At 34.6% G+C, this 20,341-nt stretch carries 18 protein-coding genes, 1 riboswitch and 1 other annotated feature; of the genes, 4 read left to right on the top strand and 14 right to left on the bottom strand.

Annotation, left to right across the window (positions count from 1 at the left end):
* Nucleotides 1–68: 68 nt before the first annotated feature.
* From AN964_RS07760 to AN964_RS07720, 9 genes are all read right to left on the bottom strand, one after another.
* On the bottom strand, nucleotides 69–1,058 hold the full coding sequence (locus AN964_RS07760; RefSeq protein WP_055739126.1) for a hypothetical protein: 990 nt from the start codon (nucleotides 1,056–1,058) through the stop codon (nucleotides 69–71).
* 102 nt (nucleotides 1,059–1,160) lie between these two features.
* A complete protein-coding gene (locus AN964_RS27045; protein ID WP_055739125.1) occupies nucleotides 1,161–2,129 on the bottom strand; it encodes a LysM peptidoglycan-binding domain-containing protein in 969 nt (322 codons plus the stop codon).
* A gap of 3 nt (nucleotides 2,130–2,132) precedes the next feature.
* Nucleotides 2,133–2,705: a PilN domain-containing protein gene (locus tag AN964_RS07750; RefSeq protein ID WP_055739124.1), complete on the bottom strand. Its 573-nt coding sequence runs from the start codon at nucleotides 2,703–2,705 to the stop codon at nucleotides 2,133–2,135.
* 10 nt (nucleotides 2,706–2,715) lie between these two features.
* Entirely contained in the window at nucleotides 2,716–3,690 is a 975-nt protein-coding gene (gene pilM / locus AN964_RS07745; RefSeq protein ID WP_055739123.1) for a type IV pilus biogenesis protein PilM, read from the bottom strand.
* Nucleotides 3,691–3,705: 15 nt separating this feature from the next.
* Nucleotides 3,706–4,461 (bottom strand): prepilin peptidase, encoded by a 756-nt coding sequence (locus tag AN964_RS07740; protein WP_055741176.1) that lies wholly within the window; start codon nucleotides 4,459–4,461, stop codon nucleotides 3,706–3,708.
* A 134-nt stretch (nucleotides 4,462–4,595) separates the two neighbouring features.
* On the bottom strand, nucleotides 4,596–5,048 hold the full coding sequence (locus tag AN964_RS07735) for a type II secretion system protein (RefSeq protein ID WP_083489253.1): 453 nt from the start codon (nucleotides 5,046–5,048) through the stop codon (nucleotides 4,596–4,598).
* 80 nt (nucleotides 5,049–5,128) lie between these two features.
* A riboswitch (cyclic di-GMP riboswitch) is annotated at nucleotides 5,129–5,212 on the bottom strand.
* Between the two features lie 90 nt (nucleotides 5,213–5,302).
* Nucleotides 5,303–6,511 carry a type II secretion system F family protein gene (locus tag AN964_RS07730; protein ID WP_055739122.1) on the bottom strand — a complete coding sequence of 403 codons (1,209 nt, stop codon included), beginning with the start codon at nucleotides 6,509–6,511 and terminating at the stop codon, nucleotides 5,303–5,305.
* Nucleotides 6,511–7,551, bottom strand: a complete 1,041-nt coding sequence (locus AN964_RS07725; RefSeq protein WP_055739121.1) for a type IV pilus twitching motility protein PilT — start codon at nucleotides 7,549–7,551, stop codon at nucleotides 6,511–6,513. Before AN964_RS07725 ends, AN964_RS07730 begins: the two co-directional genes overlap by 1 nt.
* Nucleotides 7,552–7,561: 10 nt before the next feature.
* A complete protein-coding gene (locus AN964_RS07720) occupies nucleotides 7,562–9,196 on the bottom strand; it encodes a GspE/PulE family protein (RefSeq protein WP_055739120.1) in 1,635 nt (544 codons plus the stop codon).
* Between the two features lie 111 nt (nucleotides 9,197–9,307).
* Between AN964_RS07720 and AN964_RS07715 the strand changes: the two genes are divergently transcribed.
* From AN964_RS07715 to AN964_RS07705, 3 genes are read left to right on the top strand one after another with little or no spacing between them, the layout of a single operon-like run.
* Nucleotides 9,308–9,706 (top strand): type IV pilus modification PilV family protein, encoded by a 399-nt coding sequence (locus tag AN964_RS07715; RefSeq protein ID WP_055739119.1) that lies wholly within the window; start codon nucleotides 9,308–9,310, stop codon nucleotides 9,704–9,706.
* On the top strand, nucleotides 9,706–10,161 hold the full coding sequence (locus AN964_RS07710) for a PulJ/GspJ family protein (protein WP_055739118.1): 456 nt from the start codon (nucleotides 9,706–9,708) through the stop codon (nucleotides 10,159–10,161). Before AN964_RS07715 ends, AN964_RS07710 begins: the two co-directional genes overlap by 1 nt.
* A gap of 12 nt (nucleotides 10,162–10,173) precedes the next feature.
* Complete coding sequence (locus tag AN964_RS07705) at nucleotides 10,174–11,478, top strand: hypothetical protein (RefSeq protein WP_055739117.1); 1,305 nt, start codon at nucleotides 10,174–10,176, stop codon at nucleotides 11,476–11,478.
* 72 nt (nucleotides 11,479–11,550) lie between these two features.
* Here AN964_RS07705 and AN964_RS07700 read toward each other — a convergent pair whose 3' ends face one another.
* The 5 genes from AN964_RS07700 to AN964_RS07680 form a co-directional block, all read right to left on the bottom strand.
* Entirely contained in the window at nucleotides 11,551–12,786 is a 1,236-nt protein-coding gene (locus AN964_RS07700; RefSeq protein ID WP_055739116.1) for a VanW family protein, read from the bottom strand.
* Between the two features lie 2 nt (nucleotides 12,787–12,788).
* Nucleotides 12,789–13,544 (bottom strand): hypothetical protein, encoded by a 756-nt coding sequence (locus AN964_RS07695; RefSeq protein WP_055739115.1) that lies wholly within the window; start codon nucleotides 13,542–13,544, stop codon nucleotides 12,789–12,791.
* A gap of 126 nt (nucleotides 13,545–13,670) precedes the next feature.
* Complete coding sequence (locus tag AN964_RS07690) at nucleotides 13,671–15,371, bottom strand: sensor domain-containing diguanylate cyclase (protein WP_055739114.1); 1,701 nt, start codon at nucleotides 15,369–15,371, stop codon at nucleotides 13,671–13,673.
* A gap of 96 nt (nucleotides 15,372–15,467) precedes the next feature.
* A complete protein-coding gene (locus AN964_RS07685; protein ID WP_055741175.1) occupies nucleotides 15,468–16,751 on the bottom strand; it encodes a bifunctional folylpolyglutamate synthase/dihydrofolate synthase in 1,284 nt (427 codons plus the stop codon).
* Between the two features lie 73 nt (nucleotides 16,752–16,824).
* Nucleotides 16,825–19,470 (bottom strand): valine--tRNA ligase, encoded by a 2,646-nt coding sequence (locus tag AN964_RS07680; RefSeq protein WP_055739113.1) that lies wholly within the window; start codon nucleotides 19,468–19,470, stop codon nucleotides 16,825–16,827.
* Nucleotides 19,471–19,525: 55 nt separating this feature from the next.
* Nucleotides 19,526–19,764 (bottom strand) — a binding site (T-box leader).
* Nucleotides 19,765–19,980: 216 nt separating this feature from the next.
* On the opposite strand from AN964_RS07680, the gene AN964_RS07675 reads away from it, so the two are divergent.
* Nucleotides 19,981–20,172, top strand: a complete 192-nt coding sequence (locus AN964_RS07675) for a YszA family small membrane protein (RefSeq protein ID WP_055739112.1) — start codon at nucleotides 19,981–19,983, stop codon at nucleotides 20,170–20,172.
* Nucleotides 20,173–20,341: the final 169 nt, after the last annotated feature.

Raw genomic sequence — 20,341 nt, 5'->3', positions numbered from 1 at the left:
ACAACATGTCCACAATGGGAGTTTGCCCATAAAAATTAGAGGATAGAATATTTCTACCCTCGTGGTGTTTAAAGTTCGTTATATTGCTTTAAATACGATAATAAAGCTTGTTCCGCACTTATAATTTCATGTTGATCCGCATTTTTTTGGAAATTCAAAAGATGTTGATAGCATTCTTTTTGTGAACTATATAATTTTTTCAAATTTGTATCTTTCCAATTTTTTAATCCTTCTACTTGCTTATATTGCTTCTCAATGTTTGATAAACTATCAGCTTCTAGTTTTCCTGTTAAATAGGCATTGGAAGATACACTGGTCAAAAGGCGAAAAAGTTCACCCGTATGTTCAGCAAACGTTTTTTCATCCTGGGTGGATACCCCGATTTTTTTTTCTTGGAAGGTTAATTGTTTAGCATACACTTCTACATCCTGTTTTTTTTGCTCTTCCGCTAACTGTTTCGCTTCAGCTAAATTATTGGAAACTCCCATCAAAATATATTGCTTATTTTCAAGTGTTATGATGACAGCAGGTAGGCCTTTTCCCTTAATGTCGTTTGCAGGTGCAGTTGCATCATCAAAAACCCCGCCTTGGATGATAGAGGTTGTTATGGCAGGAAGTACAACCGAACTATTTTGCCCGACAGATGCTCCAGCAGGAAGAGCATTTTGTTTATTTCCGATAGATTTTTGCGAAACACCCTCCGTCTGGTATGCAATCACCTTAAGCATAATAAAGCCAAATAATATTCCAATTGAAATCGCCGTTGCCGCAGAAATGAAGATCGTCAGTAAATGGGAACCGGAGTTTTTCTTGAATATTTTATTTGGTTTTGCCTTCTCTATTGAGGGTTCATAGTAAATTTTTTTGAACTCCGGAATAGGTTTATCCTCTACCTCAGGCAGTACCCAATCAAATTGATCTTCCTCAGCAGTCTTTTCAGTGGCTGCTGCCGACTCCATCTCATTTGCGTTCCATTTATGTATAGCAACCTCCTCTTTAAATGGACGTTCATCACCATTAATTTTAATTTTTATTTGATTAGCAGGTTGCTTGTCCATTTTTGTCCCTCCCGCACACGTATTTGTTCAATGCTAACATACACCGAATAAAAAAGAACAAGACTTTTGTCGTCTTGTTCAAGAAGGTTTTCGTCAAAATTTTTATTTTGTTTGAAGTGGGATTTGCAATGTCGTACCGAAATATACAGTGGTATTAGTTAAGTGGTTATATTTCTGAATAATTTCTTCCCCATCTCTTGAATGATAGTATTTCATTGCAATAGTAAATAAGGTTTCCCCAGGTTGGACAACGTGCTTAATTACCTTGAATTGTTTAGTGTTTTTAGCCCCATCCATCGTCTTATCCTCTTGAATTAATGATTCATCTACTTCGTTAGATGTTGACTTTTCCGGTTGAACCCGAGAAACCAACGGATCCTCTTTATTGCTCGGTGGAGGAACTTCCAGCTTAGGAAGTGCAGATTTTAAGATAGATTCCAATCCCGGGTCATAAAAAATGCTGACAGTAACATTACATTCGATCGAATTGGAATTATCCTGTATGGATGTACTGGTTTCTGCTGGACCTTGAAAATCAATGGTATCAACACTTGTAATTCTTGGAAGTGATTCGATTTCCCCCAAAAAATGATAGAGATGAAAATAAGTTGGCGCTTTTAGAATAATTTCAATAGGCTCTTTCTTTACTCCATCAGGCAAAGTATTATCTTCATTGCTTTTCTTTTTTTCCTCTTCAGAATTTTGATTGAAGTTGGGTAAGGATGCTGATACATCCGAATCGCCAACCTTTTGGTTTTGGTTATCCCCAAATATAATATTTTTAATCGTAATCCCTGATGCGACTTCCGCTTTTCCAAGTTCTAATATAAAACTGTCCATATTCAAAACAACCGGAAGCTGTGTTTGCAAGTTCGTTGCATCTGTTATGAGCGCAGGATCTGTTTTTTCCTTCGGGAAAGATTTAAGCTTTTCATCTCGCAGTTCTGAATTTATATATTGAATGTTTCTTTTAGTTGGGATTATTTTTTGTATGTACAAAAGAGTCGATGTAATAAAAAATAAAAGGAAGATGATGATTGTTATAAATACTTTAAGATTTTTCCCGACCACCTTTTATTCTTCCTTTCCATTCTTATTTTTCAAATAAGATTCATTAAGTATTATCGTATATTGGGCAAAGTATCTAGGCAAAATATTTTGATCGGATGCATTCATATCAGCAGTAGTTATATTTTCGATTTTCACATCCCGAACAAATTTAGCTTGATTTAAGTGCCTCATATAATATGCTGCATCATTACTAGTATCAAATTGCACCGTTAATTGGACTGTGCGGTCATCCCGTAAAGAAAAATGTGTAATAAATCCCCTTTCTGGCAATAGCGTAATGATTTCCTTTAACATGCTTACAGTTGAAATGGGGTAATCATTTGCCCACTGTATTGCCTTCTTTAAATCAAGGATAGCCTGCTGCTTTTTATCAATCGGAATATTTTGTTTTACTTTATTTAATTGTTTTTCATAGATTAATTGGCTATTCAATACTGCCTCTTGCTGTTTTATAGACGTATAATAGGAATAAAAAATAGCTAGGGAGACTGCCAAAATAATCAGAATCCCTGATAGGACAAACCAAAATAAATTGGGACGGTGTTTTTTTTCTATAAGATTAATGTCTACTAGCATGCATTTACACCTACTTTAATGTTAAACCGATGCATTCCGAAAAAACGGGTGGGATGTTAATATTCTTTTTTGTCTGGAATAATGAGTCTGTAAGGGGTTGAACCTTAATAGTACTATGCTCTTTTAATTGTTCCACGTACTGGCTAATATAAGGATGCTCTCCTGCTATTAATAATTTATTTATTTCATATTGACCATTTGTTAAATTAAATTGATAGAAGTTTCGAATTCGATCGATTTCCCGTTCTATTTGTTGAATTTGTCCTGTTTTCACTTGAGAATCCTCTTTCATTGCCCAATTTTCATAAGTATATCTTGAGGATTGAAATTCTAATTCGAATTGATCAGTAAAATGAATTTGATGAACATATAATGGTTTATGTTCGTAGAATATCGATAATTGGATGTATGCTAATTGAATTTGAACAACTAAAAGATGCTCATCTCGGCTGGCAAGATCCAAATGATAATATAAACGATATAAAGATAGAATGGATAAATCCATCACAACCGGTTTTAATTTTATTTTTTTTAAAAGATTTACATATTGCTGGACAACCGATTCACGTGAAGAAATCATTAAAACCTCACGATGATCTTGACCTGCCTTCCATTCTACTGCTTCAATAAGCGGATCTTCAAATGGCAAATGCAGGCTCTCCCCGACAGACATGTAAAGATAGCCTTTAATTTCTTCTGTAGGAACCTCCTCTGGAACAAGCACCTTTCTTACAATGGTATGTCCATCCGATAGACACAAATATGTAGGCATTCTTCTAATTTTATTTTCGTAGAGAAATTGCTCCAGTAAAGTCCTTAATGTGGGAGCATCTTCAATTAGTCCACCACGGAGAACTCCTTTAGGCAAGCATTTTTGACCAAATTTAAGGATAAGATTATTTTTACCGGTTACGATAAAACGAACGTAATGGTCCGTAAACATTAAATGTAAACGATGCTGTCTAGAAAATAGTTGTATGTCCATTTACTTCACTCCCCATTACATAAACATGCTTACATACCATGAAATAATATTATCTCCGAAAAAAAATGATAGAATTGCACCTGCACCAATGAAAGGGCCGAACGGTATAGGTTTTCTCTTTTTATATTTTCGTGCAATCATCATTAAAATACCAAAGACTGCACCAAGGAAAGTAGCAATTAGGAACGTTAAAAAAGTATATTTTAGCCCTAGTATTATGCCAAGGACAAAAAATAATTTAATATCTCCACCGCCCATTGCACCTTTACTTAATATAGCTATTAGAAATAATAGGGCAAATCCAAAAACAGCCCCGACTATAGGGTCCCACCAAGGTTCGGAAGGAAACATAATCTTTAAGATAATAAATATTACGGTAAAAACTAATAGAATTTTATCTGGAATAATCATATAAACAAGATCTGATACTGTAATGATCACTATTAATGATAAAAGCAATAAAGCAAATAGCAGCTCAATTCCCCAGCCTAATTTAGCATATGTGAATGCATATAAGCATCCTGTAATTGCCTCCATAACAGGATAGATATAAGAAATAGATGTTTTACACGAACGGCATTTTCCTAATTGAAAAATAAAAGAAAATACGGGGATTAATTCAAACCAGCGCAATTTATGCTTACAGTGCGGACACTGTGATCCTGGATAAATAAGTGATTTTTTTTCAGGGATACGTAAGCCCACTACGTTAAAGAAAGATCCAAGAATCAAACCTACTACTGCAAAATAGATTGTCCAAAATATATTCATTGTTATAATCAACAAAATCTCCTCATTTTATGATTATTATACTATATATTAGTTGATAATTAGAGAATTAAATAGTAGATTTAGGCAAAAAAAAGAGGGCATTTAGGAGCCCTGATTTATTATAATTTCCACCATTATTTTGTAGCCTTACCTTTTTCATCGTACGTCGTAGTATTTCCTGTTCCACTTTTGTTATCTAAAGTAACGGTATAAACATATTTACTCCCTGCCTGTGTTACGGTTACATAATTTTTATCACCAGTATAAGTTGTTTCTTTTAAATACGGATTTTGAGGTACTGAATCAAGAAAACCTTCATCTACTAAGTCTTGCAAAGTTATCTTATGATCTGTTGAATTTATTTTTCCCATTATTGTTTCATTGTTTGAAACAACTGCTAATTTTGCTGCATTAATAATCATTAATGCATTGGATTTCTGTGCATCATCCTTGCTCTTATTTATTATTCCACCAATACTAGGTACCGCAATAGCCGTAACAATGGCAAGAATAACAATTACAGCAAGCAATTCAACAAGAGTCATCCCTTTTTGATTCTTCATTACCTTTTGGAATCTGCTTCTCATTTTCTCTTCTCCTTCTTTAAATATGTAATAAAAAAGCCAACTTCATATTTATTAATCTAGGATGTTAATAGGTTAATAAACATAAAATTGGCGGGTTGCACTACAAGCTCCGAGCCATTCAAGTGCCCATATACAAATGACTCTTCTTCGCTTCCAATTTCTATCTTAAATCTAAGCTCATTATACTATTCCAAATATCGCTATTACAACATATTTTTACTAATCTATACATAATTTTTATAGTGATAGTCGATTTATTGGATATTTTGAAACACGCTATACATTGGGATGGTGATGGCCGCAACAATCGTTCCTACAACTCCGGCGAGAAAAACAATCATCATAGGCTCTAAAAGAGATTTCAATTGCTCTGTTGCCTGATCAACCTCAGATTCATAAAATTCCGCAACTTTTTCTAACATATAGTCTATTGTTCCTGATTGTTCGCCTATGATCATCATTTGTGAAACTAGAGGGGGAATAGCCCAATGATCCTTCATGGGTTCTGCAATTGACTTTCCCTCTTCTATATAATTCTTTGATTCGCCAAGGATTTTGGCAATCACTTGATTTCCAACGACATTTTCCACAATGCTGATTGCATGCAATATCGGAACGGAAGAAGCAAATAATGTGCTAAGAGTTCTAGTCATCCTTGCTAAAGCTGCTTTTTGGATAATTTTTCCGAATACTGGAATTTTAAGTTTTATCATGTCCAAATAAAAGCTGCCATTTTTCGACCTTTCCAATAAATAATATCCTAATAACAACAACAGCAGAAAAAGTATAAATAACCAAAAATAATGGACAACAAATTGACTAGAATTTAGCAGCCACAATGTTAAAGCTGGCAATTTTGCATTAAATGAAGCAAACATGCCAGCAAATTTGGGAACAATCACAGCTAGCATAAAGATAACTACCGCTATTGATATAATTGCCAATATGATTGGATAGGACATTGCCGCCTTAATTTTCTGCCGAGTTTGATGCTGCTTTTCAAAATAAACAGCCATTCTTTCCAAAATCTCCTCTATTTGACCGCTAGCCTCCCCAGCTTTCATCATATTGATAAACATGGAGGGAAAAATAGTTGGAAATTTTTCAGCCGCTTCGGTATAAGATTTTCCTGTTTGAATATCCTCATATATATTGTAAAGGGTTTGTTTTAAAACACGATTTACTGTTTGCTCCGCTAAAATTTTTGTTGAATCAACAACGCTAATTCCCGCCTTAATCAATGTACTGAATTGACGAATATAAATGACTAAATCTTTATGCTTTATATTTGGCTTTATAACATTAATTTCCCGATACAATATTCCCTTTAATTCTGTTAAAGAACGGATCGCAATACCTTTTTCTTTCATCTTTAAAACGGCTTCATTATAATTTGCCGCCTTCAGTTTGCCTTTTACCCTTTCACCTTTTCGATTCCTTCCGATATATTGAAAGACTGCCATTAAAGAACACCATCCAATAAATATGGTCTAGCGTCATTTGCTGAAATTTTTTCTTGTTCCACTAAAGCTTGAATCGCCATTTGCATCGTTTGCATTCCCGCTGCTTTACTTGTTTGCATAACGCTTTGAATTTGATGGATTTTTTCATTGCGAATTAAATTTCGGATTGCAGGATTATTAATTAAAATCTCAAAGGCACCAATTCTGCTATTTTGTTGCTTATGTTGAAATAATCTTTGCGAAATGATAGCCCGTAATACGGAAGCCAATTGAATTCTAACTTGTGCTTGTTGTTCTGATGGAAATACATCAATGATTCGATCAATAGTTGTCGGTGCGTCCGTTGTATGCAAGGTAGCTAGTACCAAGTGTCCTGTTTCTGCAGCAGTTATCGCCGTTGATATTGTTTCTAAATCCCGCATCTCACCCACGAGGATAACATCGGGATCTTGTCTTAAACATGCTCTTAAGGCATTGGAGAATGATTTTGTATCAAACCCTATTTCTCGCTGGTCAATGATACATGTCCCGTGTTTATGTAAATATTCAATAGGGTCTTCTAGTGTAATAATATGTTTTTTAACGGTACGATTCATCTTATCTAGCATCGCTGCTAAAGTAGTCGACTTTCCACTTCCGGTTGGCCCTGTCACTAATATCAGACCTTGGGGCTGTATAGCAAGGTCGCTAAGAACCGATGGCAATCCTAATTCGTCAAATGTAGGGATTCTAGTAGGAATAACCCTAATAGCTAAACTGATACATGAACGTTGGTGAAATGCATTCACTCGAAAACGTGAAACCCCTTCTATTCCATAGGAAAAATCAAGTTCCCCTGTTTCTTTAAATTGCTTCCACATGGAATCAGGAATAATCGCTTTTGCCATTTCTTCTGTATCACTAGGCTTGAGCGGCTCTTGTCCAAATTTTTTTAATTCTCCATTTAACCTCATCATTGGCGGCACTCCAACCGTTAAATGGATATCTGAAGTGCCAATTTCAAATGCAGCGGTCAATATTGCATCTAGTTTTTCTTTCATGTATATCCCCCTAGTCCGGTAAAGTTACTCTAAGTATTTCATCAACCGTTGTTAACCCAGACTTAGCTTTTAACAATCCGTCATCTATTAAGAAAAGCATTCCTTTTTTTAATGCTGCAAGCTTAATCTCTTCCATATTCTGATTATTATATAGTAAATGACGAATATCATCGTCTATTATAAAAAGCTCATGTATCGCCAATCGCCCTTTATAACCAGTTTGCCGGCAAGAGGAGCAGCCCTTGCCGCGATAGAGAGTCTGAACTTGCAAGCCTCTTTTCTCAAATAATTGTTTTTCCATCATTGTAGGCTCATATGGTTCTGTACAATCTTTACATAATTTTCGTACTAGTCTTTGAGCAACTACACCAGATAGTGCCGAAACAACTAAATAAGGCTCAACATTCATATCTAATAGTCTCGGAATAGTAGAAATAGAATCATTTGTATGCATCGTGCTCAGGACTAAATGCCCAGTCAATGCCGATCTTACTGCAATTTCCACTGTTTCACTGTCTCTTATTTCCCCAATCATGATGATATTTGGATCCTGACGCAGCAGTGCACGTAATCCCTTTGAAAAATCGAGTCCGATTTGCGGGTTTACTTGTACTTGATTTATTCCCTCTAGTTGATATTCAACAGGATCTTCTATCGTTACGATGTTTACCGCTTCAGAATTTAAATGATGCAGTCCAGCATACAGAGTGGAAGTTTTTCCGGACCCTGTTGGACCTGTAATCAGGAGAAGACCTGAGGGTTTCTCGATTAATTTAACAAAGGATTGAAGATTCATTCTATTAAATCCAATTTCTGATATATTCTTTTTTACATTTTGTAAATCTAATATACGAATAACTACTTTTTCACCATTAATCGTTGGAAGAATGGATATTCTTAAATCAACTTGCCTTTGTTGCACTGTTAATTTTACACGGCCGTCTTGTGGCAAACGGTTTTCTGTAATTCTTAAATTTCCTATTACTTTTATTCTAGCTATTAATGAAGGATAAATAGACTTAGAAAGAATTCTTTCTGTTTTTAATACACCATCAACTCTATATCGAATGATTACTTTTGTCTCTTGAGGATCAATATGTATGTCACTGGCTTTCATTTGTACACCAGTTGCAAATAGCTGATTGACAAGTTTGACAGCAGGAGCTTCTTCCGGATTCAATGGTACGATACTTGATAGTTCCTCTTCTTCAAAATGTTCATTAAAATGATAATATTTATGAATTGCCCCAATAATTTCTTCTTTTGTAGCTATGACCGGCTTGATTTGAAACCCGGTTGATAATCGTAGATCATCAATCACAAAATAATCCATCGGATCATTCATTGCTACCGTTAATTCCTGTTGATTTTTCTCAATTGGAATAACAACATTTCTGATTGCAAATTCAATAGGAACTAGTTTTATTAAACTTGTATCAATTGGATATCGATGTAAAACGACATGTGGAACACCTAGCTGAAATTCCAGCACTTCAATTAATTGCTGTTCATTTATAAAACCTCTTTCTACCAATACATCCCCAAGTTTTTGCCCGTCTTTTTTAGCATTTAATGCTTCTGATAGCTGGTCTCTTGTAATTTCACCAACATCAACAAGTAAATCTCCTAATCGTTTTCTAACCATGTAATCCCTACTCTCAAAAAATAGTAGTACATTTATACCAATACATTATAAAATAGAAATATGGAAAATTGTATCAGGTAAAGCAAAATCTTTTTGCGAGGTATTAATATAATGAAGAATCATTTAAACAATGAAAAAGGATTTACACTAGTCGAAGTTCTTGCTGCAATCACATTACTGGCAATAGTCCTTATATGCACTTTCGGAATATTTGGTCAATCTTATTCGTTTACTGCCCACAATGAGATAAATTTAAAAGCAACAAACCTCGCTAGAAAAACATTGGCATATCTTGAGTCGAATAAAATTAAGGTCTCAGCCCCAGATGCCGATGTAGACTTATCAAACTATAATCTCACAAATGATCATTTATATCCTTTTGCTACTTTTACACAAAACAATGAAGAAAAACTTGTAAATTTATATAGAGTAGAAATAAAGATTTACAATTCTAAGAATAAGGATAAGCTACTTTCTCATACTTTTGGTTATTTAGAAGGGGTACAATGATGGGTTATTTTAAAAAGATTTACAAGAACCAAATGGGTTTAACAATCATTGAATTACTTGCCGCCATTACGATTGGAACCATTGTACTTATTATTGCATTTAGCACTTTGAACATGGCATTAAATTTTTATAAAAATAATATGGTAAAGTCCAATTTAGAACAAGAAGAAAATATTATCGTAACTACCATGACTACCTTATTTCAACAGAACGATAAATATACGATTAATATTACAAATGATAATAAATTAAGTCTATCAACTTCTCCGCAAAATCAGATGTATACATTCGAAAAAAATTATAAATATTCCATTAGAATAGACGGTACTGCCATTAACCCAGGTTCTTCCTATACCATTATGACAAATAAGCCCGCAGCTATTGATATTACTATAACCGATAATACCAACCCTAAAATTCAAGTACAACTGTCAACGATATTAAGACGACTATAGGGAGGAAGATCTTTGCTTAAGAAAAATCAAGGCCATGTGCTCATCATAGTATTGTTAATATTTACAATTTCCTTTATTTTGATTACTGCTCTATTCAGTCTCTCTGTTAATACTCGAAAGCAGATAAATATTTCGGATATAGAAATGCAGAAAACAAACGCTGCCGAAATGGGAATCAACTTGTTTGAAAAATACTTGCTAAAGGTAATTCAAACTAAGAACTATAAAAATGTAAATGAATTGCTGCAACAATTAAAGGATCAATTAAATCCATTAATTAAATCTAGAACGATAGATAATAATCTTTCCTACAATATTAATAAGATTGATATTTCAAGTACCCTAGATTCTCAAAAGAATACAATTATCACATTAGTTGTATCGACACAGGGAATATTTAAAGACTCTGTTAAGACATTGAATAAAACGTATAAATTGACGGTGCCAAATGGGACAGGAGAATCTGGTGGGAATTCAGAAGGAATCTTTACAAGCAAAAGTCAATTTGATTCAATTAGTGATAGTAATAGAAACTTTCCCTCGTTGTCTCCAGTACTAAGTGGAAAAATACCAAATCAGTGTACTTCAAATTTATCTAATTGTAATCTAAACACTGATGTATATTTTAATCAAAGTCTTTCTTTAACTGGAAATTATACCGTGAATGGAAATGCACAATTTAATGATGTAACAATGAATAATAACTCAAAGATTACAATTTCAAAAGATGCTATATTCACCAAAGCCGTCTTTTTTAATCCGGATTCGGAAATAAATATCGGTGGAAATGCACTTTTTAATGAGAGTTTAGGTTTTAAAGCAACTGGTCCTAAACTTACCATAAGTGGTGATTCGAAGTTCAATAAAGCAGTTCTACCTCAAGGATCTCAATTAACATTATTAGGAAATACTACTTTCGGCAATTCCTTAGAGCTTAATGAATCAAATTTGACACTTGGAAAAAATGTATATTTTTCTAAAAATGTTAGATTATCAACAAATTCAACTATTAAAATTTATGGTAGTGCAGATTTTACAGGTGATATTAACGTGGATAACGGTTCATCTATTACAATCAACGGTAACTTTTATAGTCCTAGCAAATATATTACGGTAAATGGCACAATCTGTGTTTATGGCAGCAGTGATGTTGGTGAAAATGGCGGATCAACAACCAACGCACAAATAATTCGTAATGTTGGCAGTTGTGGAAATGCACCTGCTACAATCTATATTTTAAATAAGCCAATTCAATCAAATGATAACACAGGTGACCTTAATATAAATATTGATTCTTTACCAGTCAAATACCAATAATACAATAAAAACCTTCATTCTAGACATCTAGTATGAAGGTTTTTACCATGACACGGACAATTTTGATCTTATTTACTTATCTTCTTCAGTTTTAACATTATTTTCGCTTTTTGAATTATCTTCCGTTACCTCATTACCATCCCCTGCCAATTGATTATTATCCATTTCAAGACTATTTCCACTACTTGATATACATTTATATTCAACATCATCCTTCGGCAAATAAAAATCATTTGAAACAAGCACTCGTTCTAATAATTGATGTTGATAATATACTTCCTTATACACCTCTATGGAGTATCCATTTTTTCCTTTTATAGTTCTCTCCAAATTTTTTGTCGGCACGTATTCTAATATTTTCCGTTGCGGATATACTTGCTCATCCTCTTCAGAAATAACATATTTCAATGGACTCATTGGTCCGATTATTGATATGTTCATTTTATTAAAAGCTGTTTTTTTACTTATAATTTTTATTTCATCACTATTAGGATTATAAAGTTTCAAGTCCAAATCCTCTTGTACATTTGCCTCGAATCCTAAAGGTATATTATCAGGCTTTGTCTGACTAATGTTTCTTTCCACCACCTGAATATTTGATTGTAATATTGCCTTATATAATGCAGAGGATAGTCTTCCCAAGGAGTCAGCATCGGTTAAACCTTTTACCGTATTTTGAAAAGAAAAAAGCTTATTTGGTTTCAATATAATCGTTTTATGTTCTTTCAGCCAATTATTAATAAAATTCGGCTTATATATTACTACCTCATTTGAAGAAATTACTGTTTGTTTCATTTCATCATATCCAGTTAGATATTTCTCCATATTTATATCCAGGTCTGTTAGGGTTAAATTAGCAGCATCCTGTTTCAGAAACGCTTTCAATTTTGATAAATCTATTTCATCTATTATGGATACCATTCCAAGCTGACGAAATAAGCTGACCAGTTCATTATTATTAATTTCTACCGATAAGGGATTTTCCTTTCCATTTTGGATGGATTTAAACGTATCAGAGACCATAAACATAAATACATTATCAGGTAGTTCTACTCTCTTATTTAAAAAAGATAATTGTATTTTCTTTTTCGCTTTCCAATTATTAATTTGAGCGTTCACTTTTTCTTCGGCATTAGTACTATTCAAAGAACTAATATTTACGGATCCAACTTTTGTATTCTTTAAATAATCTTTTTCATTACTAAGGACAGATGATAGAGGGACTACAGTTAATTGGGAAAGAATAATTAAAAAAATAGTAGAACATAGAATGATACTTATAAAAACAACGATGTTTTTCTTTGCCATACTTAACTCCTTTCCTTATCCTCCCTGATTCTGTCGTATAAAAGCTGCAAATCGTCATTAACAGGATTTTTGCTATTGTCTTGAAGAATATTTTCTAACACATTGGATTGATCTATAGTATCTGAATGTTGATTTACGATGATATCGAAATTATCCAGCTTTTCATTTTCCATTAATAAATTTTGGCGATTCCTAAAAATTAGCTTTAAGTCATCATCATTTGTATTTGCTTGGCTTTCTTTGTATGTAACTTTTAAATCACTATTAACATCAGTATTCGAAACGTTATGTATTTTTAAGGCGTTATCTTCATACGGTATTTCTGTTGCCACTGCAATCTCCCTCAGCAAAGATTTACTTTCATCTTCCGTCACTATTTCAGCAGGTTTCAGATATACATTATTGGAAAAATCCAAGTTTTCTGCAGCTGCAGATCTTTCTAATAAATGGTGATAAGAAAACATCGGTGTTGGCAGTATATTTTGGTTATCAGCAGTGATATCCTGATTCATTTGATCCGTTTCGATCCAGTTGATTTTTACACCGATTAATATTGTTATACAAAGGATAAATAATAGAACAACTAGTACGGATAACCACCAAACAAATAAATACCAAGTAATTTCTCCAATTCCAAAGCAAGAAATGGATAGGAGAATCAATATTAATTTTTTTCGAACCTTTATTTTCATGGGTATTGCTAAAAAAACAATTGAAAAAATGACTATAGATACAACTTGCGATATCAATAAATTCATTCTTCACCTCTATGTAATGCTTTAAATTTTCTATTACAAATAATAGTTTACTAATACTATTATACTAGGTATCTACTTGTAAGATAGATAAAATTATAAATACCATCCCCTAAAAAAGAGATGGTATTATTTCACATACTCCGCCACCCGGTTTTTTCCTGCTCTTTTCGCACCAATATATAATGCACGATCAGCATGGCGAATTAGAGCTATGGCCTCGTCTGCGTCATAAGGTGCAGTTGCAACACCTATACTAACGGTAATTTGTACCTCGACTTCTCCCATATTTTCATCTAATGAATTCTCAAACAGAAATGGACGATTAGCAATCGTCAAACGAACCAATTCGGCTAAGTTTAATGCCGCAGCTTTACTTGTATCCTTAAGAAGGATGACAAATTCTTCTCCGCCATAACGGGCAACGATGCCGCGATTACCAATCAAGCCTGTTATTCGCTTTGCCAACATGACAAGGATATCATTTCCACTTTGATGTCCAAATGTGTCATTAATCATTTTAAAGGAATCAATATCCAGCATAATCAAAGACAATTCTTTGCGGATCCCCTTATTTAGCAGCAAAAATTCATTGGTTAGCAAATTATCAAAATAGCGATAATTATATAGTTGTGTTAAAGGGCAATGCTCGCTATTCATCTTCGTTTGCTCGTAATGCCTTGCATTCGAGATAGCCACGACAAAATAAGAGCAAAGAATATCTAATATTGGCAGCTGATATTTTTCGTACTGCCCCCTCTTAGTGGAAGCCAAAAAGAGAACCCCTTCCACCTTCTTATTTTTAAAAATAGGAACACATAAAATACTCTCTATATTTTCAGGCATATAACCGTCGGCAATATTTTCCCATTCCCCTTTATTATTGTAGAAAACAGGTTTTTCCGTTGCCCATACATGTCCGCTTATCCCCTCATACTTCTTAATTGGAGGAATAATATTTGGCATTTGAAGCCCATTTTCCATACCGCGCAGAAGGACCATTTCATCACCTTGTACGTCCAATATGTAGGCATAATCGACCGTTAATGTTTGTGAAACCTTCTGGATAAAAAGATCAAAAATCTCATCAACCTCCAAGGTTTCATTCAATTGATGGCCAATTTCCGCAGCTTTATGCAAATAATCATTAAATCTTTCGGAAGAATTATATAACCTCACTACATAACCAAAACCCATAAAAGGGAGACCAATTAAAAGGAAAGCAATATACGAAAACTGCTCATTTAAATAATACAAAATAATACTTAGCGGCACTACGATACAGATAATCAATAATTCCCATAATACATCTAGCTCGAAAAGGCTGATCCGTTTTCCTACAAACGGATTCGATATATATAAGAAAAAATGATTAATAAGGACATTCGCTATCGCGTATATAATAATCGGAAGAATATTGTCTTGAAGGGATGTAAATCCTATTTTTCCTCCAATAGCAAAATAAAGAATGCCGCTAAGAAGAGATATTCCAAAAAACATAATTGAATTATAAGGATATCGATATGCTTCTTCCTTTTTTACCTTCAGCGACATTAAAACTACTATTATGGAAAACTGAGTAAGAATTAATTCAAAAAACAATCCATAGGATATAAAGCCCGCCATATTAACCCATTGAAAAATGTATATGGGGCTTGAATTAATATGAATCGGAAAATAGGAAACAATACCTGCCAATACACAAAAAGCGATAATCACAGGTACATCTACAGGTTTTGGAGGGAAAAATTGAAAGGTATAAAATACGCCGATTGGCACTATTAAAAACCAAAGTAATAGGATAATCGACAATTTATTATTTAATTTCATTTTTCTCCCTCCTTTTCTCCTAGTTAATTAGTCATAATGTTCTAAAATATTTTACCAAATAGCTATAAGAATGTCACTATCAAACAGGTGATAACCTTATTCTAAATAAGTTTTTAAGTAGGGCTTTATCTCAGCTAAAAAGTATAAAGAGCCACAAATGATAAGCATTTCATCGTCACCCAAACTCTTCATTAAATCTGCAAGAATTGGTTGCCATTCTTCATATGCTTTCCCATTTTCTATTAAACTTATTTTCGCTAAATTTTGGGCAGTTTCTATTCTTGGTGAGTTAAATTGTGTAAAATAAAATTCTCCCTTTATTTTCCGAAGTTCCTTAAACATTTTGGTTAAGTCCTTATCTCGCAATGCCGCAAACAATACCTTTTTCTTTTTGTCTTGATAACGTTCCTTTACCGCCTTAACCAGCACTTCAACACCTTCAGGATTATGTGCACCATCTATTAATATAAGGGGATTTTCTTGAACAATCTCTAACCTTCCCGGCCAGAATGCTTTTAATAATCCATTCCTAATATGCTTCTCCTGAATATTTAATAGAAGAGCTGCCATAGTGGCCAATGCTGCATTTTTAACCTGGTGTTCACCTAACATTTTAATTTCAAGATTTTTAAGAGTTACTTCGTCCACGGAAAAAGTGAACCTTTCTCCCGTATTTACGGAAAGCCGATTAGATTCATAAAAATCTTTGTTAAGGATTTTTACATCCGCTTTCATTTTCTCTGCCTTTTCAGTAATGACGGAAAGTGCGCTATTTTGTTCTACTCCAGTTATTAATGGGATTCCGCTTTTTATAATTCCTGCTTTTTCAAATGCTATTTTTTCGATGGTATCACCTAAAATATTCATGTGATCAAATCCAATAGTTGTAATGATGGTTAGAATTGGTTCTAAGATGTTAGTGCTATCCAATCTACCTCCAAGGCCAACTTCGAAAACGCAAAAGTCCATTGGATTTATCCTTGCGAAATAATAAATAGCCATGGTTGTAATTACCTCAAACTCTGTCAGGCTCCCGAGATCAGTTGTTTCTAATTCCTCTGTCAAAGGCTTTATAATACGAACTAACTCTACCATTTCATTATCGGAGATGGGAACACCATTAATGCTGATACGTTCATTAAATGTTTCAATGGATGGAGATGTAAAAGTACCAACTTTGTAACCGGCTTCATTTAGAATGGATCGGATAAAAGTGACAGTTGATCCTTTTCCATTTGTTCCGCCTACATGGATAACCTTTAAATCCTTTTCAGGTGAACCCAGTCTCTCCAATATCCATTTCATTCTATCTAGCCCAGGTTTAATACCAAATTGCAATCTCGATAATATCCATTCTAACGCTTCATCGTATGTAGTCATTAGTTTTTGCACCTTCTTTTTAAATAGATGGAAGACGAATCCCTTAAGTGATTCGCCTTCCATTATTACGTTATTATTCCCCTTTTAATTCGGAAATTCTGGCACTAACTGCCGCTTGTTTATCCAGATAATCTTTTTCCTTTGCACGCTCTTCCTCTACTACCTTTTGCGGTGCTTTACTTAAGAACTTTTCATTACTTAGTTTCTTTTGAACACGCTCTACTTCTTGATTCCATTTTTCTAATTCTTTTTGTAGTCTTGCGAGTTCTTCTTCAATATTAATCAATCCTTCAAGCGGTAGGAAAATTTCAGCTCCTGTTACAACTGCTGTCATCGCTTTATCCGGAGCACTGATATCGATTCCGATCACTAATTCCTCAGGGTTGCAGAAACGTTCGATATAAGCTGTATTATTATTAAGTGTTTCTTGTATGGTTTCATCTTTCGCTTTGATAAAGATTTTAACCTTTTTGCTTAGCGGTGTATTAACCTCGGAACGAATATTACGTACGGAACGAATAATTTCAACTAAGAGTTTCATATCATTTGCCGCTTTTTCATCATGGAAATCGAGATTTACTTGCGGCCAGCTCGCAGTTGTAATAGATTCGCCACTATGAGGAAGGTTTTGCCAAATTTCCTCGGTAATGAATGGCATGAATGGATGAAGCAATCTCATCGTATTGTCGAGAACATATGCCAAGATTGATCTTGTTGTCTTTTTAGCAGCTTCATCTTCCCCATATAAAGGAAGCTTTGCCATTTCAATATACCAATCACAGAAATCATCCCAGATGAAGTTGTAAAGGGCACGGCCAACTTCACCAAACTCATACTTTTCAGCAAGCTTTGTAACTGTTTCAATCGTTTCATTAAGGCGGGTAAGAATCCATTTATCTGCTACAGTTTTTTCGCCTGTTAAATCAATTTCATCATACTTTAAGCCTTCCATATTCATTAAGGCGAAACGAGATGCATTCCAAATCTTATTCGCGAAATTCCATACAGACTCCACTTTTTCAATGCTGAAGCGTAAATCTTGACCTGGTGAACTTCCGGTAGCAAGGAAATAGCGTAAAGCGTCTGCTCCATATTGATCTATAACATCCATTGGGTCAACACCGTTGCCTAATGATTTACTCATTTTTCTTCCTTGATCGTCTCGAACAAGACCATGAATTAATACATCCTTAAACGGTCTTTTTCCTGTAAATTCTAAGCCTTGGAAAATCATTCTTGAAACCCAGAATGTAAGAATGTCATAGCCTGTAACTAATGCATCTGTCGGATAATAACGTTTGTAATCAGCAGCTTCTTCATTCGGCCAGCCCATCGTCGAAAATGGCCACAATGCTGAACTGAACCAAGTATCAAGAACATCATTATCCTGTTCCCAATTTTCGATGTCTTGAGGAGGCTCTACATCAACATAGATTTCTCCTGTTTGTTTATGATACCAAGCAGGAATTCGGTGTCCCCACCATAATTGTCTTGATATACACCAATCGTGAATATTTTCCATCCAACGTAAATAATTATTCTCAAAGCGTTCCGGTACAAAATGAACCTTATCCTCTTGCTGTTGCAATTCAATAGCCGTTTTGGCAAGCGGACCCATTTTTACAAACCATTGTGTTGATAGGTATGGTTCTACAACAGCATCACTACGTTCAGAGTGACCAACTGAGTGCATATGCTCTTCAATTTTAAATAATACACCTTGCTCTTGAAGGTCTTTTACAATCTGTTTACGGCACTCAAAACGATCCAATCCCTCGTATTTACCGGCATTTTCATTCATTGTACCGTCTTCATTCATAACTAAAATACGAGCAAGATTGTGGCGATTGCCGATTTCAAAGTCATTCGGATCATGTGCAGGGGTAATTTTAACTGCACCAGAACCAAATTCCATGTCAACATAATCATCGCCAACAATCGGAATTTCACGTCCTGTAATCGGTAAGATAACCGTCTTTCCAATTAAATGTTTATAGCGGTCATCATCAGGGTGAACAGCAACTGCAGTGTCACCAAGCATTGTCTCTGGTCTTGTTGTGGCTATTTCGATACTACCTGAACCATCAGATAGCGGATAATTCATATGGTAAAAGGCACCTTGAATATCTTTATAAATAACTTCTATATCGGAAAGGGCTGTTTTCGTTGCTGGATCCCAGTTAATGATGTATTCACCGCGATAAATTAGTCCCTTTTTATACAAAGTTACAAATACTTTTTTAACTGCTTCTGATAATCCCTCATCAAGGGTAAAGCGTTCACGGGAATAGTCTAAGCCAAGTCCCAGTTTTGCCCATTGCTTACGAATAAATGCAGCATACTCTTCTTTCCATTTCCAGGCTTCCTCAAGAAATTTCTCACGGCCAAGATCGTAACGGCTTTTACCTTCTTCACGAAGTTTTCCTTCTACTTTTGCTTGAGTGGCAATACCTGCATGATCCATTCCAGGGAGCCACAATACATCGTAACCTTGCATTCTTTTCATTCTCGTTAAAATATCTTGCAGGGTGGTATCCCAAGCATGGCCTAAATGAAGTTTTCCTGTTACATTTGGCGGCGGAATAACAATTGTATAAGGCTTTTTCTCTGGGTTATCCTTGGCTTCAAAAAACTTTCCATTAATCCACCATTCATATCGACCGTCTTCAACAGCTTTCGGTTCATACTTCGTCGACATCTTTAATTCATTTTCTTCCATCTTCGTTCCTCACTTTCTTCATAGTACCTTCTGAAAAATAAAAAGCTCCCTACGTCAAAAGGACGAAGGGAGCGGATTCGCGGTACCACCTTTTTTCACAGACATTCATAAAAAAATAAATGTCTGGCACTTAAAACGAATAACGGCTTTTCACCGGCTTCAATTACTACAATGTTTCACTGAAGCTGCTCATGGGCGACCTTCCAATCTGTCAAACTTAGGAAATATTTCAGCAAACAATTTCCCTCTCTTGAAGTTGACTACAATCGTACTCTTCCCAATCAATGCTTTTTATTTTATTTTTTTCTATATAGTATCGAATTTCAGTGACTATAGTCAATTATTTTTTCCTATTTTTTTAAAAAATATTCTTGTTCACTACTTTAAATTGCACATCTTTTGTCTTATACGGTCAGAAAACATGGAAAAGCGATGATTACTCTTAGGCGGATTCACCAAATTATCTTTCTGTCATATTTTATATGGTATCAAGCTGTGGAAGGTGAGGAGATGAAAAAAAAGTTTAATCAATACACATTTCAATCGTGGATGAAAACAATTAAAGGAATATGTAAACAATTAATTATTCCATTTGCCATATTCCAAGGTATTCGCACCATACTCATTCCTACAACCTTTGATGTATTACTATTAGCAATCTTTATATTAATTGCCCTTGCTTTTTATTTTGAATGGTTTTAAGAAATGTGGAAGGCTTGCCCATCGCCGTACGGATTTCGTAGTCGCTCACCTCGAGATAAAGGAAACACAGTGAGGCAGTTCACGAGCTGATGTTGACTTATCGTAGGGAGGAGAGGGAGAAATCCGCTAGCCGATATCTGCTTACGCTAGACAGTCGATACAATAAAAT

The organism is Heyndrickxia shackletonii, from assembly GCF_001420715.1.
Lineage (GTDB): Bacteria > Bacillota > Bacilli > Bacillales > Bacillaceae_C > Margalitia > Margalitia shackletonii.
Note: the sequence above shows the minus strand (reverse complement) of the source record. Positions and strands in the feature narration are given on the sequence as shown.

Coding starts and splice junctions, on each gene's coding strand:
- AN964_RS07750 (WP_055739124.1), bottom strand. CDS start 2,705: ATGCTAGTAGACATTAATCTTATAGAAAAAAAACACCGTCCCAATTTA.
- AN964_RS07760 (WP_055739126.1), bottom strand. CDS start 1,058: ATGGACAAGCAACCTGCTAATCAAATAAAAATTAAAATTAATGGTGAT.
- AN964_RS07685 (WP_055741175.1), bottom strand. CDS start 16,751: ATGACTACATACGATGAAGCGTTAGAATGGATATTATCGAGATTGCAA.
- AN964_RS07725 (WP_055739121.1), bottom strand. CDS start 7,551: ATGAAAGAAAAACTAGATGCAATATTGACCGCTGCATTTGAAATTGGC.
- AN964_RS07710 (WP_055739118.1), top strand. CDS start 9,706: ATGGGTTATTTTAAAAAGATTTACAAGAACCAAATGGGTTTAACAATC.
- pilM (WP_055739123.1), bottom strand. CDS start 3,690: ATGGACATACAACTATTTTCTAGACAGCATCGTTTACATTTAATGTTT.
- AN964_RS07715 (WP_055739119.1), top strand. CDS start 9,308: ATGAAGAATCATTTAAACAATGAAAAAGGATTTACACTAGTCGAAGTT.
- AN964_RS07690 (WP_055739114.1), bottom strand. CDS start 15,371: ATGAAATTAAATAATAAATTGTCGATTATCCTATTACTTTGGTTTTTA.
- AN964_RS07675 (WP_055739112.1), top strand. CDS start 19,981: ATGAAAAAAAAGTTTAATCAATACACATTTCAATCGTGGATGAAAACA.
- AN964_RS07730 (WP_055739122.1), bottom strand. CDS start 6,511: ATGGCAGTCTTTCAATATATCGGAAGGAATCGAAAAGGTGAAAGGGTA.
- AN964_RS07735 (WP_083489253.1), bottom strand. CDS start 5,048: ATGAGAAGCAGATTCCAAAAGGTAATGAAGAATCAAAAAGGGATGACT.
- AN964_RS07695 (WP_055739115.1), bottom strand. CDS start 13,544: ATGAATTTATTGATATCGCAAGTTGTATCTATAGTCATTTTTTCAATT.
- AN964_RS07680 (WP_055739113.1), bottom strand. CDS start 19,470: ATGGAAGAAAATGAATTAAAGATGTCGACGAAGTATGAACCGAAAGCT.
- AN964_RS07700 (WP_055739116.1), bottom strand. CDS start 12,786: ATGGCAAAGAAAAACATCGTTGTTTTTATAAGTATCATTCTATGTTCT.
- AN964_RS07720 (WP_055739120.1), bottom strand. CDS start 9,196: ATGGTTAGAAAACGATTAGGAGATTTACTTGTTGATGTTGGTGAAATT.
- AN964_RS07740 (WP_055741176.1), bottom strand. CDS start 4,461: ATGAATATATTTTGGACAATCTATTTTGCAGTAGTAGGTTTGATTCTT.